This is a genomic window from Saccharopolyspora kobensis, assembly GCF_900108315.1.
GTDB classification, from domain to species: domain Bacteria; phylum Actinomycetota; class Actinomycetes; order Mycobacteriales; family Pseudonocardiaceae; genus Saccharopolyspora; species Saccharopolyspora kobensis.
In genome coordinates this window covers 279,684-293,087 of the sequence record NZ_FNVB01000003.1, presented here as the reverse complement: position 1 = coordinate 293,087, position 13,404 = coordinate 279,684, and the positions used below count along the sequence as shown (strand labels likewise).

Below are 13,404 nucleotides of genomic sequence, written 5' to 3'. Positions count from 1 at the left end.
TTCAACTTCTGAACACCTCAGCGCGGCAGGCCGAAGGCCCGCATCCGGCTGTACAGGGTGGTGCGGCTGATGCCCAGGCGCTGCGCGGCGTGCACCTTGTTGCCGCCCGTGATCCGCAGCGCTTCGGCGATGGCGTCGCGTTCGGCGCGCTCGCGGCCGCTGAGCCGGGCGGAGCGCCCGGTGTTGCGGTAGGCGGCGGGCAGGTCGTGGATGGTGATGTCACCGGCGGTGCGCTTCTCGGCGGTCGCGCGGAGAACTCCCCGCAGCTCCCGCAGATTTCCCGGCCACGGCTGCGCGATCAGCGCTTCGAGCGCGCTCGGCGCGATCCGCGCCGCCGGCCGGACCTCGGCGAGCATCGCGTGGGCGATCCGGGCGAACTCGTCGTCCCGGTTGCGCAGCGGCGGCAGGTCGACCCGGGCCGGGCAGAGCGCGGCGGCGCTGCGCACCGCGGCGGGCAGATCGGGTTGCGGCGCGGAGGTGAGCACCACGCGCGGCCGCTCCGCGAGCCGGCGGGCCAGGCGCGCGCACAACGCCTCGGGCAGGAGCTCGATCCGCTCGACGACCAGTGCCTCCGCGGTCGCCGAGTCGAGCCGCTCGGCCCACTCCCGCTCGCCCAGCACGACGAGGTCGGTGGCGTCGAGGACGTCCGCGCGGGCACCGGCGACCAGGTGCGCCGCGCGGGTTCGGCCCGAGCCCGGTTCACCGGCGATGAGCACCGGTTCGCCGCTCGTGCGCAGCTCCGCGAGCCTGCTGTCCAGTGTGGACAACCGTGGCCCGGTGCGGCGGCGCGGCACCCGGGTTCGCGCGCGGGGCGTCAGCTCGACGAGCACGCCGTCCGGTGTGCCGCCGACCTTGTGCGCGCGCAAGGTGACAGGTGCGCCGGATCCCAGCACCAGCTCGCGCGCGAGCTCACCGGAACCGGGCGCGGCCGAGGCGATGTCGCGCAGGACGGCGTGATCCGAGGGGTCGAGGAGGTCGAGCGCGGCCCGGTTGGTCAGCACGAGCTCGTCGCCGAAGCCCACCAGCGCCCGGCACCGCCGCTGGGCGGCGTGCTGGAACGCCTGCAGCAGCCTTCTCTCCGCCTGCCGCGCGCCTTCCCACAGGCGTTGCTCGATGTCCTCCACGGCGCGTTGCATCAGCGGTGCGAACAGCGGGTTCGCCTCGGGGCCCACACCGGTGATGTCCAGGACGCCTTCGATCCGCCGGGTCACCGGATTGCGGATCGGGTGGCCGTAGCAGCTGAACACCTTCAACGCCTCGACGAAGTGCTCCCGCCCGTGCACGGTGACGCCGCGCATGGTCTCCAGCGGTGTGCCCAGCGCGTTGGTGCCCGCGTTCTCCTCGGTGTACTGCGCGCCGGGGACCGCGCTGATCCGGTCGAGCGCCCGTTCGGTGCGCGGGTCGGTGAACCGGCGGTCCACGATCCGGCCGGTGCTGTCGGCGAGCGCGATGCAGAAGGTGGTCCCGGCCAGCCGGTCGGTCAGCTCGTCCAGCACCGGAGCGGTGGCGACCAGGAGCCGGCTGCGGGGGTCGAACTCGCCGATGCTCAGCCGGTCCAGCGCTGCTTCCGGGCGCAGGCCGCTCATGCTGGCACGCCGCCAGGACGACTCGATCTCGGCGCGCGTCGCACGGCCGGCCTGTGCAGTGCTTGCGTTCACCGCGTCCTCCAGGCGATGCGCGGAGGTGGACCACCCGCGGTCCGGCCCACCCGGTTAACGGAAGTTAACGACGGATTATGTGCGACCGCCGACGCGTGGATCAAGCCCCTGCGTCCGTTTGCGCGGCCGCAGCGCCGGCGGAGCGCGGCGGGGGCAGGTGCGCGCGCCTTCGCGGCATGGGCTGCGAACAGGGGAAACCGCCGGAGGCGGCGGTTCCCGAGTGCTGACCGATGGGCCGACCGGGTGATTGAGCGCGCGGCCGACCGCCCTCGCGGGCTTGTGCCTGATGGGTGACCGGGCCGGTGGAATCCGGCGACCCGGCCGTAACGGGTCGATCGTGCGCGCGGCCGAGGCGGTGCCCGCTTTCGCGCGCGTGCAGCGGACGTCGCGGTGCCGCAGTTTTGTCTACTTCGGACGGTGGTGGGTCCGGTGTGGACGGATCAGGCGTCCGCGCACCCGCGCCGGTCGTTCGGGCGGTGCCGGTGGTGTCGGGGTGCGATCCGCCAGGTCGGCAACGAGGATCGGTGGTGTTCCGTTCCAACCGGGAGGCGGCCGATGGCACCCGAAGCAGAACTCGCCCTGATCGGCGGGAACGTGCTCACCATGACGAGCGACCACCAGCGGGCGACCGCGCTCGCTGTGTCCGGTGGCCGGATCAGCGCGGTCGGCGGGGACGAGGAGGTCCAGCGGTGGTGCGGGCCGGGAACCCGGGTGGTCAGGCTCGACGGTCGCACCGTGCTGCCGGGCTTCGTCGAGGCGCACGGGCACCCGACTCTGGAAATGGTCATCAACGGTCCGGACGTCCTCGACATCCGCCCGGTGACCTGCGCGAGCGCCGAGGAGGTGCTGTCCAGGCTGCGCACGGCGGTGGCCGCCGCCGAGCCCGGTGCCTGGCTGGGCGCGTTCGGCTGGGACCCGCTGCTGCAGGAGGGCCTGCCGCCGATCGACCGGGCGCTCCTCGACGAGCTCAGCCCCGGCCAACCGCTCTCGGTGATGCACAACAGCGGGCACAGCGCCTGGTGCAACACCCCGGCGCTCGAGCGCACCGGGATCACCAGGGACACCCCGGATCCACCCGGCTCCAGGTTCGAGCGCGACGCGGCGGGCAACCCCACCGGCGCGGCCTTCGAGGCACCCGCGACCGCGATGCTGCTCGGCGGCGCGATCCGCCCGCCCGATGCGGACAACTTCGCCACCCTGATGGGTCACGAGCAGGAGCGGCTGGCGCGGGCGGGCATCACCACCGTCGCCGACCTGGGATTCCGCCGGGACGCCCGCGAACGCGTTCAGGAGTTCTACCGCTCCGGAGCGGCGAAGGTCCGGATGCGCGTCTACGAGGTGAGCGTCCCCGAGAAGCGCACCGACGTCCGCCCGGGCCAGGACCGCGACGACCCGATGTTCCAGCAGATCGGGATCAAGATCTGGGCCGACGGTTCCCCGTGGGTCGGCAACATCGCCACCAGCTTCCCGTACCTCGACACCCCGCAGACCCGCTCGATGGGCCTGCCACCGGGCCACCGCGGCGGCGCCAACTACACCCGCGAGCAGCTCACCGAGATCGTCGGCGCCTACTTCCCGCTGGGCTGGCAGATCGCCTGCCACGTGCACGGCGACGTGGCGGTCGAGATGGTGCTGGACGTGTTCGGCGAAGCGCTCGCCGCGCACCCGGAGCGCACCGACGCGCGGTTGCGGCTGGAGCACTGCGGCGCCATGACGCCCGAGCAGTACCGGCGCGCCGCCGAGCTCGGCGTCACCTGCAGCCTCTTCGTCGACCACCTGTACTACTGGGGCGACGTGCTGGTGGACGGGTTGTTCGGGGCCCGCGCCGAGTCGTGGACGTGCGCGGGTGCCGCGATCGAGGCGGGCGTGCCGATCTCCTTCCACAACGACTCGCCCGTCACACCGCCGGAACCGCTGCGCAACGTCCAGGCGGCGGTGACCCGCACCAGCCGCAGCGGGCGCGTCATCGGGCCGCAGTACCGGGTCACGGTCGAGCAGGCGTTGCGCGCCGAGACCATCGATGCGGCTTGGCAGCTGTTCGCCGAGCACGAGGTGGGATCGCTGGCGGTCGGCAAGCGAGCGGACCTGGTCGTGCTGGACGCCGATCCGCACGCCGTGCCACCGGAGGAGATCGGCGACATCCCGGTCCGCGAGACCTACCTCGACGGTCGCTGCACCTTCCGGGAATGACCGCCGATGTCCGTGCCGGAAACACCCGTCCCGCAGCAGTGGCCCGCGATGGTCGCCGACAACCGCCACCGGCGGGCGTACGCGCTGGTGGGCCTGTCGCTGCTGTCCGCCCTCCAGGTGCTCGACCCCACGCTGAACTCGCTGGCGCTGCCCGAGGTCGCCGGGGAGCTCGGGATGGATCCGAGCGTGCGCGCGTTCGCCTCCAGCGTCGGCACGCTGCTGCTCGCGGCGGCCATGCTGGGCATCGGGATCCTCGGCGACCTGCGCGGGCGTCGCCGCGTGCTGCTGCTCGGCACCCTCGGCATGGCGGTCGGCGGGGTGGTGTGCGCCGCTGCTCCGGCGGCCGGTGTCTACGTGCTCGGCCGGGTGGTGATGGGGGTGAGCACGGCGGCGAGCTTCGGCATGAGCCTGGCGATCCTGCCCGCTCTGTTCCGGCCGGAGGAGCTGCCGCGGGTGTTCGGCGCGTGGTTGGGCGTGCAGTCGGCGATCAGCGTGTTCGGCACGATCGGCAGCGGGGCCCTGCAGGCCTCGCTGGGCTGGCGCGCCACCTGCCTGATCATCCCGGTGCTGGCGGTGGTGTTCACCGCCTGCGGCGCGCTGGCCGTGCCGGAGAGCCGGGCGGCGCACCCGCGGCGGTTCGACGTGGTCGGTGTCGTCCTCGCCGCTGCGGCGCTGATCTGCCTGATGGGCGGCTTCACGCTGGCGGGCGAGCTCGGCTGGGGCAGCCCGGTGGTGCTGGGCGGACTGCTGGTGGCGGTGGTGCTGCTGGCCGCGTTCGCCGTCTGGGAGGCGCGCAGTCCCCAGCCGGGTTTCCCGATCCGGCTGTTCGCGGTGCCCGCCTTCACCGCCGCCTGCGTGGTGGGGATCGTGTTCAACTTCGCCAACGGCGTGATCGCGATGCAACTGCCGACCGTGCTCGAGAGCGTGCTGGGCCGCAGCGCGTTCGTGGTCTCGATCGCGCTGACGGTCATGTCGGTGGGAATGCTGTTCGGCACCCTCGCGGCCGGTGAGGCGCAGAAGCGCCTGGGGCTGAGCGCCCGCACGATGTTCACCAGCGGTCTGCTCGTGATCGCGCTCGGCATCCTGCTGCTGGGGCTGGTGCGCACGACGACCGGCTCGTGGTACTTCGCCGGCTGCGCGTTCATCGTGGGCTTCGGGATCATGTGGGCGCAGAACTCCGAGTCGGCGGTGGTGATGTCGGCGGCTCCGAAGGAGATGGTCGGCTCGGTCGGCGCGGTGAAGCCCGCGGTCGGCCAGTTCGGCATGGGCCTGGGCTTGGGCGTCGTGGTGCCGATCGTCGTGGGCGTGCTGCGCTCGTCGGGGGCCACCGGGCGCGAGGGGATCATCGCGGGCTTCACCGAGGTCATGCTCTTCATCGGGGGATTCATCGTGCTCTGCGCCGTCGGAGTGCACCTGCTCATGGCGCGGCAGCCGCACCTGCAGAGCTTCGGGTCGCCGCCGACCGAGGACTGACCGGCCCCCGCACCGCGACGGTCTTGACCGCGATCGACCGGGTGCGTAGCTTGCGTCGAGCAAGCGCTTGGTCAGCTCCTGGTGCCTGGAGAGCGGTGGGGTCGATGACGAGGCAGGAACCGGTCGCAGCCGGGGTCGGATCGGGGCGCGATCACGCGCGGCAGGTGCGCAAGGTGGCGTTCTCCGGGTTGCTCGGAACCGTCATCGAGTACTACGACTTCCTGCTCTACAGCACGATGGCCGCGCTGGTCTTCGGCACGCTGTACTTCCCGGCGTCGAACCCGGCCACCTCCACGATCGCCGCCTTCGGCACGCTGGCCGCCGGATACGTCGCGCGACCGCTCGGCGGGCTGCTGTTCGGGCACTTCGGCGACCGGCTCGGCCGGAAGTCCGCGCTGGTCACCAGCATGCTGCTGATGGGCGTGGCCAGCGTGCTCATCGGCGTGCTGCCCACCTACGAGACCCTCGGGCTGACCGCGCCGCTCCTGCTGGTGCTGCTGCGCGTCGTGCAGGGCATCGCGGTCGGCGGCGAGTACGGCGGGGCCGCGCTGATGGTCATCGAGCACGCCGATCCGCGACGGCGCGGCGCGTGGGTGGGGATCATGCAGATGGGCTCCCCGCTCGGATCGCTGCTGTCCAACGGGGCCGTGGCGCTGGTGACCCTGCTGCCGAAGGAGCAGTTCCTGGCGTGGGGCTGGCGAATTCCGTTCCTGGCCAGCGCGGTGCTGCTGCTCATCGGCCTCTACGTCCGGCTCAGCGTCGTGGAGAGCCCGCTGTTCCGCGAGGCCGTCGCGGCGGGCGCGGCCCGCAAGCGGGAACCGGTGCCGCTGGTGCGGGTGCTCCGGAAGCCGCGCGCGGTGCTGCTGGCCTGCGCGGCGGGCATCGGACCGTTCGCGCTGACCGCCCTGATCGGCTCGCACAGCGTCGCCTACGCCTCCGGGCTGGGCTACGAGCTGCCGGACATCATGCGGGCGCACCTGCTGATCAGCCTCACCGGGCTCGTCGGCATCCCGCTGTTCTCGGCGCTGTCCGACCGGATCGGCAGGCGGCGGGTGCTGATGCTCGGGGCGATCGGCGCGGTGGTCTTCGCCTTCCCGATGTACGCGCTGGTCGGCACCGGCTCGGTGCCGGCGATGACCGCCGCGCTGATGACCGCGCAGGTCTTCCAGAACTTGATGTACGCGCCGCTGGCCCCGATGCTGTCGGAGATGTTCGGCACCCGCGTCCGCTACACCGGCGTCTCCCTCGGCTACCAGATGGCGAGCCTGCTCGGCGCCGGTTTCACGCCGATGGTCGCCGCCGCGCTGGTGGCGGGCACCGGCGGGTCGAACCTGCCGCTGAGCTGGATCATCGTGCTGGCGGTCGGGATCAGCATCACCGCGGTGCTGCTGATCGCCGAGACCAGCGGCCGCGACCTCCGCGGCGAACCCGCGGGATGAGGAGGACTGCAGTGGGACGCAACCAGCGGGCCGAGGTCCGGATGACGCCGGAGGAGATCTCGGCCTTCATCTCGGCTCAACGCACCGCGACGCTGATCACGCTCGGGCCCGGCGGGCACCCGCACGCGGTCGCGATGTGGTTCGCCGTCATCGACGGCGACCTGTGGTTCGAGACCAAGGCGAAGGCGCAGAAGGCGGTCAACATCGGCCGCGACCCGCGGGCCACGGTGCTCATCGAGGACGGTGAGACCTACGACGTGCTGCGCGGCGTCTCGATGGAAGGCCGGGCGGAGCTCGTCGACGACGCCGACGCGCTCTGGAAGGTCGGCGTCGACATGTGGGAGCGCTACCACGGGCCCTACGGCGAGGAGGTCAAGCCACTGGTGGAGACGATGCTGCACAAGCGCGTCGCGGTGCGGCTGCACGTCGACCGCACGAGGTCCTGGGACCACCGCAAGCTCGGTCTGCCCCCGATGCCCCTCGGCGGTACGACAGCTTCCTGAAACGCGCTGCGGCGGCGGCGGTTCCGGCGCCGCGCGCATCTTCTTCCCGTTGCCACCGGGTTTCCGGCGGGCTCGTCGAGAGGCGGGCCCGCCGCTGCTGCTTCCGCGGTCAGTTCGCGGCCGGGGCGCTGTCGTCCCAGCGGTCGGCCCACTCGCTGAGCGCGGTGATCGTGCGTTCCAGGTCGCGGCCCTTGTCGGTGAGGTCGTACTGGACCTTGACCGGGATCGTGTCGAGGACGGTCCGCCGGACGATCCCCTCGGACTCCAGCTCGCGCAGCCGGCTGGCGAGCATCCGGTCGGTGAGCGCGGGGATCGCGTCGCGGATCTCGGCGAACCGCGAGGTGCCTTGCAGCAGCTGGCGCAGGATCACCCCGGTCCACCGGCGGCCGATCAGCTCGACGGCGTGGTGGTAGGCGGGGCAGAACTGCTCGCCCTGGTCGTACGGGTGCGCCATGTCTGGACCTTACCACGGCGCCACCCACTATACATTGATAAGTGACTTACTCTGTGTCAGGCTGGTGCTGCGCCCGGCCGGGCGCAGCACGGAAACGACGCGGAACGAGGTGGCGGAGAGCCATGACGACGTGGGCGGAGCGCTTGCGCAGCACTTTCCCGGGGCGGACCAGGACCGGGCCGGAAGTGGCGACGGCCCCGGCCTGGGACCTGTACGCCCATCCGCGGCAAGTGCCCGCGGCGATCCTCACCGCGCGCGATGTCGACGACGTTCGGGCCGCGGTCCGCTTCGCGGGCGAGCACGACATCGCGCTGTCGATGCGCGGCGGCGGCCACAGCGGCGCCGGGTTCGCGGCGGTGACCGACGGGCTGATGCTCGACCTCAGCGGACTGCGGGAGGTGCGCGTCGACCCGCAGCGCCGGGTCGCCTGGGCCGCCCCCGGCGCGACCTGGGGCGACTACGACGCCGCGACCCAGCGGTACGGGCTGGCCAGCACGGGCGGGATCGTCTCGAGCACGGGCGTGGCCGGGCTGACCCTCGGCGGCGGGGTCGGCGCGCTGCGCGGCCTGCACGGGCTGGCGGTCGACAACCTCCGGGGTGCCGAGGTGGTGCTGGCCGACGGCAGCGTCGTGCGCGCCGATGACGAGCACGAACCCGAGCTGTTCTGGGCGCTGCGCGGCGGTGGCGGGAACTTCGGCGTCGCCGTCCGCCTGGAGTTCGCCGTCCACCCGGTCTCCGGGGTCACCACCGGTCTGCTGGTCTGGCCGCTCGACCAGGCGCAGCGGGTCGCCGCGGCGTTCCGCGCCCGTGCCGAGGAGCTGCCCGACAACACAGTGGCCGACCTGGTCTTCAAGCGCGGAGAAGACGGTGAACCCGTCATCGTGGTCATTCCCAGAGTGGTGGGAGGCCCGGCGGAAGTGCCGTTGATCGACGACCTGCGCCGCGCCGCCGCACCGACCGCCGACACGGTCGCGCCCCGCAGCTACACCGACAGCCAGCGCTTCCTGGACGAGGGCGCGCGGTGGCGCCAGCGCGTGTACTGGAACACCACCACGCTGCGCCACCTCGACGAGGAAGTGGTGCAGGTGCTCGCCGACTACACCGAGTCCGCTCCTTCTCCGGCGAGCGCGATCAACGTCGAGCACTACCACGGCGCGATCTCCCGTGCCGATCCCGCCAGCACCGCCGTGGGCTTCCGCCACGCCCGCTACAACGTCTTCGTGGAGGCCAAGTGGGACGACCCGGCGGCCGACGCCGAGAACCGGGCCTGGTCCAGGGAGCTGGTGGCGGCCCTCGAACCCCACTCGGCGGGCGGGGCTTACGTGAACTACCTGCCCCGCGACGCCGGTCAGGCCCGGATCCGAAGCGCCTACGGGGCGCGGAACCACGATCGCCTCCGCGCGGTCAAGGCGGCCTACGACCCGGGAAACCTGCTGCGCAGCAACCAGAACATCCCGCCCGCGGAGCACATCGGACGTTGCGCTGACAGCGCTGCCGGTGAATTCTCCGACTCTAGGTGATGCGCGGATTCGGCGTGGCCGAGTGGTCGTGGTCGGTGAATTTCTGGCCGAAAGTACGAGGGCGCGGTCACCAGCCTCGGCCGATCGGTTGATCAAGGCTGCCATTTCGGCCGATACGCCGGGTGTGGCGCGTGGATACCGTCGTCCTGGTCGGGGGACCAGACCAGGATTGAGGCGGATCACGATGACGTTTCCGGCCACCGCGGGCACCGATCACGAGCTGGTGATCGACGCGATCCGGCGCGCTCGCGAGCTCACCGAGCCCGTGCTGCGGGAGCTGGTGGACCGGCTGGGGCCATCGCTGGGGGACGTGGGCAGGTACCACTTCGGCTGGCGCAGCGGGGGCTGCGGCTCGGCGGGCAAGGTCATCCGGCCGACCATGGCGGTGCTCGCGGCGGAGGCGGTCGGGGCCGAGGCGTCGGCGGCCGTGCCCGCGGCGGCGGCCGTGGAACTCGTGCACAACTTCAGCCTGATCCACGACGACATCATCGACAACGACGAGCTGCGGCGGGGGCGGCCGGCGGTGTGGAAGGAGTACGGCGTCCCGGAAGCGATCCTGATCGGGGATGCGCTGCACTCGGAGGCCTTCGGCGTGCTGCTGAGCGGCGGTCGCCCCAGCTCGGCCGCCGCGGCGATGCGCCTGTCCACCGCGATGCGGGAGGTCGTCGTCGGGCAGGTCGACGACATCCGGTTCACCGGGCGGCCGTGGACGGGGGAGCAGGCGGTGAGCGTCGCCGAGTACCAGGCGATGGCGGAGGCCAAGACCGGTGCGCTGCTGGCCTTCTCCGCCGCGGCCGGTGCGCTGCTGGGCGGGGCGTCCGAGGCGGTCGCGGACTGCTTCGACCGCCTCGGACGTCACCTGGGCCTGGCGTTCCAGTGCACCGATGACGTGCTCGGCATCTGGGGCGATCCGGAGAGCACCGGCAAGCCGGTGTGCGGGGATCTGCGCGAGGGCAAGCGGACCTTGCCGGTCATCGCGGCGCTGTCCGCGGGCGGATCGGCGAGCGAACGACTGGGGGTGCTGGTCGAACGCGGTGTGAGCACCGACTTCGAGCTGCGGCTGGCGGCGGAGCTGGTGGCGGAGGCGGGCGGCCGCGAGTTCGCCGAGCGAGAGGCCGCCCGCCACCTCGCCGAGGTCGACGACTGCCTGACCGCGCTGTCGATGCCGACCGAAACCAGGGCCTGCTTCAACGCCCTGTCCCGGTCGCTGATCGGGAGGGCCAGATGACCGAAGCGATCTTCTGAGGGCGGCGCGCACGGGCGTCGCCACCGGGCCCGGGCCAGGAATGTCCTATGAGGACGTTCGCGGCCCGGGCTGCGGGGATCGGATCACGCGGCGCCGCCGTCCAAGTCCGTGCGGCGGGCTCGGGTGAGCTGGGTGCCCGTGGCCGTGATCTCAGCGGCCGCGTCGTCGTCCAGGCCGTCGTCGGTGATGATCCTGTCGAGTTCGTCCAGGTGCAGCGCGCGGTAGCGCGCGTAGCGGCCGAACTTCGCGCTGCCGGCGACGAGGACCGAGGTCGTGGCCGCGGCGAGCGCCGTGCGCTTGACGTCGATCTTGGCTTCGACCGGGGTGGTCACGCCGTGCGAGACGTCCCACGAACTCGAGGAGAGGAAGGCGATGTCCAGTGACAGTTCGCGCAGCGTGAGCGCCGCGAGACGTCCGGCGGTCGAGCGGTTGGCCGTTTCCACCCGACCACCGAGGCAGATGAGGTCGACCCCCGGGTGGTCGAAGAAGTCGGCCACGGTCGCCAGGTCGTTGCTGACCACGGTCAGGTCGCTCAGTCCGTCCAGGAAGGGCCGGATGGCCTGCAACGTCGTACCGGCGTCGAGGTAGATGGTCATCGAGTCGGACACCATCGTGGCCGCTTCGCGGGCCATGGCGGTCTTCCCGGTGCGGTCGGTGACCGCTTTCTCGGTGCGGTCGGGCTCGTGCAGGAGGCGGGTGGCGATCTTCGCCCCACCGGGCGTGATCTCGACGCTGCCCTGCTTCTCCAGAGTCGCGATGTCGCGCCGGATCGTCATGTGGCTGACACCGAGGAGTTCGGTGAGCTGGCGGTAGCTCAGCACCTGCTCGTGCCGCAGATGGCGGAGAATCTCCTGCTGTCGCTGCTCGGGGATGAGCGGCGGCCTTGCCATGGGTTACCTCCTCGCGGCGGTCAGTGTAGTCCGCTGGCCCCACGGGCTCGACCAGCGCCGAGCCAGCTCGGAGGTCGCGGCGGCATCGAGTTCCCGGCGGGGGTGCCCGGTGGTCAGCAGGGCGATCCGGCAGGCCTCCTCGAGCTCGACGGTCCGGCCGATGGCCTCGTCCGCTGTCGAACCCGCGACGACGGGGCCGTGGTTGGCGAGCAGTGCCGCGCGCATGGCCCACGGGCTCGAGAGCAGGTCGTCCCCGAGGGCCGGATCGCCGGGTGCGCGGTAGGGCAGCAGCGGTGTCTGGCCGACGCGCATCACGAAGTACGGGGTGAGCGGCGGGATCGCGCTGTGCTCCGACCACGGTTCCAGGCAGGACACCGCGACGGCGGAGGCGGAGTGGACGTGCACCACGGCGCGGTGCGCCGGATCGCGCTGGTAGAAGGCGACGTGCAGCGGTGACTCCTTCGACGGCTCGGCGCCGTCGAGGTGCTGCCCCTCCAGGTCGAGCACCGCCACGTCCTCCGGGCGCAGCCGCCCCAGCGGAACCCCGGTGCCGCTGAGCAGGATCCGGTCGCCGTCCCGGACGCTGAGGTTTCCGCTGCTGCCGGGGCTCAGGCCCTCCTCGACGACGCGTGCGCCGGCGGCGAGCAGCTCTTCGAGCGCGCTCACGCGAGCCGGTCCCAGGCCGAGGTGAACAGGTCGTCGGGGCCGAAGTTGCCGCTCTTGAGCGCCAGCGCGATCTCGCCGCCGTTCGTCGTGGCCGAACTCCAGCAGATGCCGGGCGCGATCTCCGGCCCGATGCGCAGCACGCCGATTCCCAGCTCCCGCACGACGGCGCCGCTGGTCTCGCCACCCGCGACGAGCACCCGGGTGACCTCCGCGGCCTCGACGAGCTGCTGGGCCGTCCGGGCCAGCACGCGCTCGATCGCGGGCGCGACCGCTCGGCCGTCGACCTCGGGCACGACGTCGTCCGGCTCGCGGGCGGCGTAGACGACGGGCGTGCTGCTGACCGGCTGGGTCCGCAGCCACGCCGTGATCGCTTCGGCCTCCTGCTCCGGTTCGCGCACCGCGGACCGGGGGTCGATCCGCCGCACCGGCTCGGTGCGGGCGGCCGTGTCGATCTGGCGGCGGGTGGTCGCCGAGGCGCTGCCGCACAGCACGACCCGGCGCCCGTCCGGGCCGGGCTGCCAGCTATCCAGGTCGCTACCGGGGCCGGGCAGGCCGCGAGCCAGGCCGGAACCACCGCTCACCACCGGGCTGTCGGCGACCGCGGCACCGAGAACCCGCAGATCTTCGTCGTCGATCGCGTCGACCACGACGTAGCGAGCGGGTGCGGCTTCGATGACCGCGCGAACGGCCTCCGGGCCGCGGCGCAGGGTCTCGTGGTGGATTTCCGCGACGGCGTGGGATGTTTGCGGCCGGAGCAGCTCCGCGACCCGCGAGCGGGTCATCGGCGTGAGCGGGTGATGCCGCATCGAGGAGTGCTCCAGCAGGTCGGAGCCGACGAACAGGTGGCCGAGGTAGACCGTGCGCCCGTTGGCGGGCATCGCCGGGGCGACGACGACTCGCCGCGCACCGAGCTCGTCGGACACCAGATCCAGGACCGGGCCGATGTTTCCCCGCTCGGTCGAGTCGAACGTCGAGCAGTACTTGACGTAGATCTGCCGGGCTCCCCAGTCGCGCAGCCTGCCGAGCGCCGAGCGGGAAGCGGCCACCGCGTCCGGCACCGGCGCGGTCCGCGTCTTCAGCGCGATGACCACGGCGTCCAGCCCGCTGCGGGCCGACTCCCCGGGGTCGTTGCCCTCGATCGCGACTGCCACCCGGAATCCGTTGCGCCGCAACATGATCGCCAGATCCGTCGCGCCGGTGAAGTCGTCCGCGATTGCTCCCAGCACTCCCGCACCTCGTTCCGCCCGCCGCCGGACCGACCGGCCGCGGGACACCGTTTGTGAAAATTTGGTGGATGATTGTAAAAATTTAGAAGCTGTGTCACAGTAGCGCCCGCCGCCGACCCGCAACAAGCAGGGGCGAGGC

General features: G+C 72.3%; 11 protein-coding genes. 6 read left to right on the top strand and 5 right to left on the bottom strand.

Annotated elements, in window-relative coordinates:
- Nucleotides 1-17 precede the first annotated feature (17 nt).
- Nucleotides 18-1,670 carry a sigma-54-dependent Fis family transcriptional regulator gene (locus tag C4T78_RS09890; RefSeq protein ID WP_491572078.1) on the bottom strand — a complete coding sequence of 551 codons (1,653 nt, stop codon included), beginning with the start codon at nucleotides 1,668-1,670 and terminating at the stop codon, nucleotides 18-20.
- Between the two features lie 543 nt (nucleotides 1,671-2,213).
- Here C4T78_RS09890 and C4T78_RS09885 point away from each other — a divergent pair.
- The 4 genes from C4T78_RS09885 to C4T78_RS09870 all read left to right on the top strand — a co-directional run bounded on the left by C4T78_RS09885 (nucleotide 2,214) and on the right by C4T78_RS09870 (nucleotide 7,263).
- Entirely contained in the window at nucleotides 2,214-3,848 is a 1,635-nt protein-coding gene (locus tag C4T78_RS09885; RefSeq protein ID WP_093355421.1) for an amidohydrolase, read from the top strand.
- A gap of 6 nt (nucleotides 3,849-3,854) precedes the next feature.
- Nucleotides 3,855-5,321 (top strand): MFS transporter, encoded by a 1,467-nt coding sequence (locus C4T78_RS09880; RefSeq protein ID WP_093355419.1) that lies wholly within the window; start codon nucleotides 3,855-3,857, stop codon nucleotides 5,319-5,321.
- A 104-nt stretch (nucleotides 5,322-5,425) separates the two neighbouring features.
- Complete coding sequence (locus tag C4T78_RS09875; protein WP_093355416.1) at nucleotides 5,426-6,760, top strand: MFS transporter; 1,335 nt, start codon at nucleotides 5,426-5,428, stop codon at nucleotides 6,758-6,760.
- Nucleotides 6,761-6,771: 11 nt separating this feature from the next.
- Complete coding sequence (locus tag C4T78_RS09870; RefSeq protein WP_177247684.1) at nucleotides 6,772-7,263, top strand: pyridoxamine 5'-phosphate oxidase family protein; 492 nt, start codon at nucleotides 6,772-6,774, stop codon at nucleotides 7,261-7,263.
- Between the two features lie 109 nt (nucleotides 7,264-7,372).
- On the opposite strand, the gene C4T78_RS09865 is transcribed toward C4T78_RS09870, so the two are convergent.
- Nucleotides 7,373-7,717 carry a winged helix-turn-helix transcriptional regulator gene (locus tag C4T78_RS09865; protein ID WP_093355414.1) on the bottom strand — a complete coding sequence of 115 codons (345 nt, stop codon included), beginning with the start codon at nucleotides 7,715-7,717 and terminating at the stop codon, nucleotides 7,373-7,375.
- A 122-nt stretch (nucleotides 7,718-7,839) separates the two neighbouring features.
- Here C4T78_RS09865 and C4T78_RS09860 point away from each other — a divergent pair, with 122 nt between their 5' ends.
- Nucleotides 7,840-9,237 carry an FAD-binding oxidoreductase gene (locus C4T78_RS09860; RefSeq protein ID WP_093355412.1) on the top strand — a complete coding sequence of 466 codons (1,398 nt, stop codon included), beginning with the start codon at nucleotides 7,840-7,842 and terminating at the stop codon, nucleotides 9,235-9,237.
- A gap of 184 nt (nucleotides 9,238-9,421) precedes the next feature.
- Entirely contained in the window at nucleotides 9,422-10,465 is a 1,044-nt protein-coding gene (locus C4T78_RS09855; RefSeq protein WP_093355409.1) for a polyprenyl synthetase family protein, read from the top strand.
- A 101-nt stretch (nucleotides 10,466-10,566) separates the two neighbouring features.
- Here C4T78_RS09855 and C4T78_RS09850 read toward each other — a convergent pair whose 3' ends face one another.
- From C4T78_RS09850 to otnK, 3 genes are read right to left on the bottom strand one after another with little or no spacing between them, the layout of a single operon-like run.
- A complete protein-coding gene (locus C4T78_RS09850) occupies nucleotides 10,567-11,373 on the bottom strand; it encodes a DeoR/GlpR family DNA-binding transcription regulator (RefSeq protein WP_093355407.1) in 807 nt (268 codons plus the stop codon).
- Nucleotides 11,374-11,376: 3 nt separating this feature from the next.
- The gene (locus C4T78_RS09845) at nucleotides 11,377-12,039 is read right to left on the bottom strand and encodes a class II aldolase/adducin family protein (protein ID WP_093355404.1); all 663 of its coding nucleotides are present in this window, start codon (nucleotides 12,037-12,039) and stop codon (nucleotides 11,377-11,379) included.
- Nucleotides 12,036-13,265: a 3-oxo-tetronate kinase gene (otnK, locus tag C4T78_RS09840; RefSeq protein WP_218161645.1), complete on the bottom strand. Its 1,230-nt coding sequence runs from the start codon at nucleotides 13,263-13,265 to the stop codon at nucleotides 12,036-12,038. Before otnK ends, C4T78_RS09845 begins: the two co-directional genes overlap by 4 nt.
- Nucleotides 13,266-13,404: the final 139 nt, after the last annotated feature.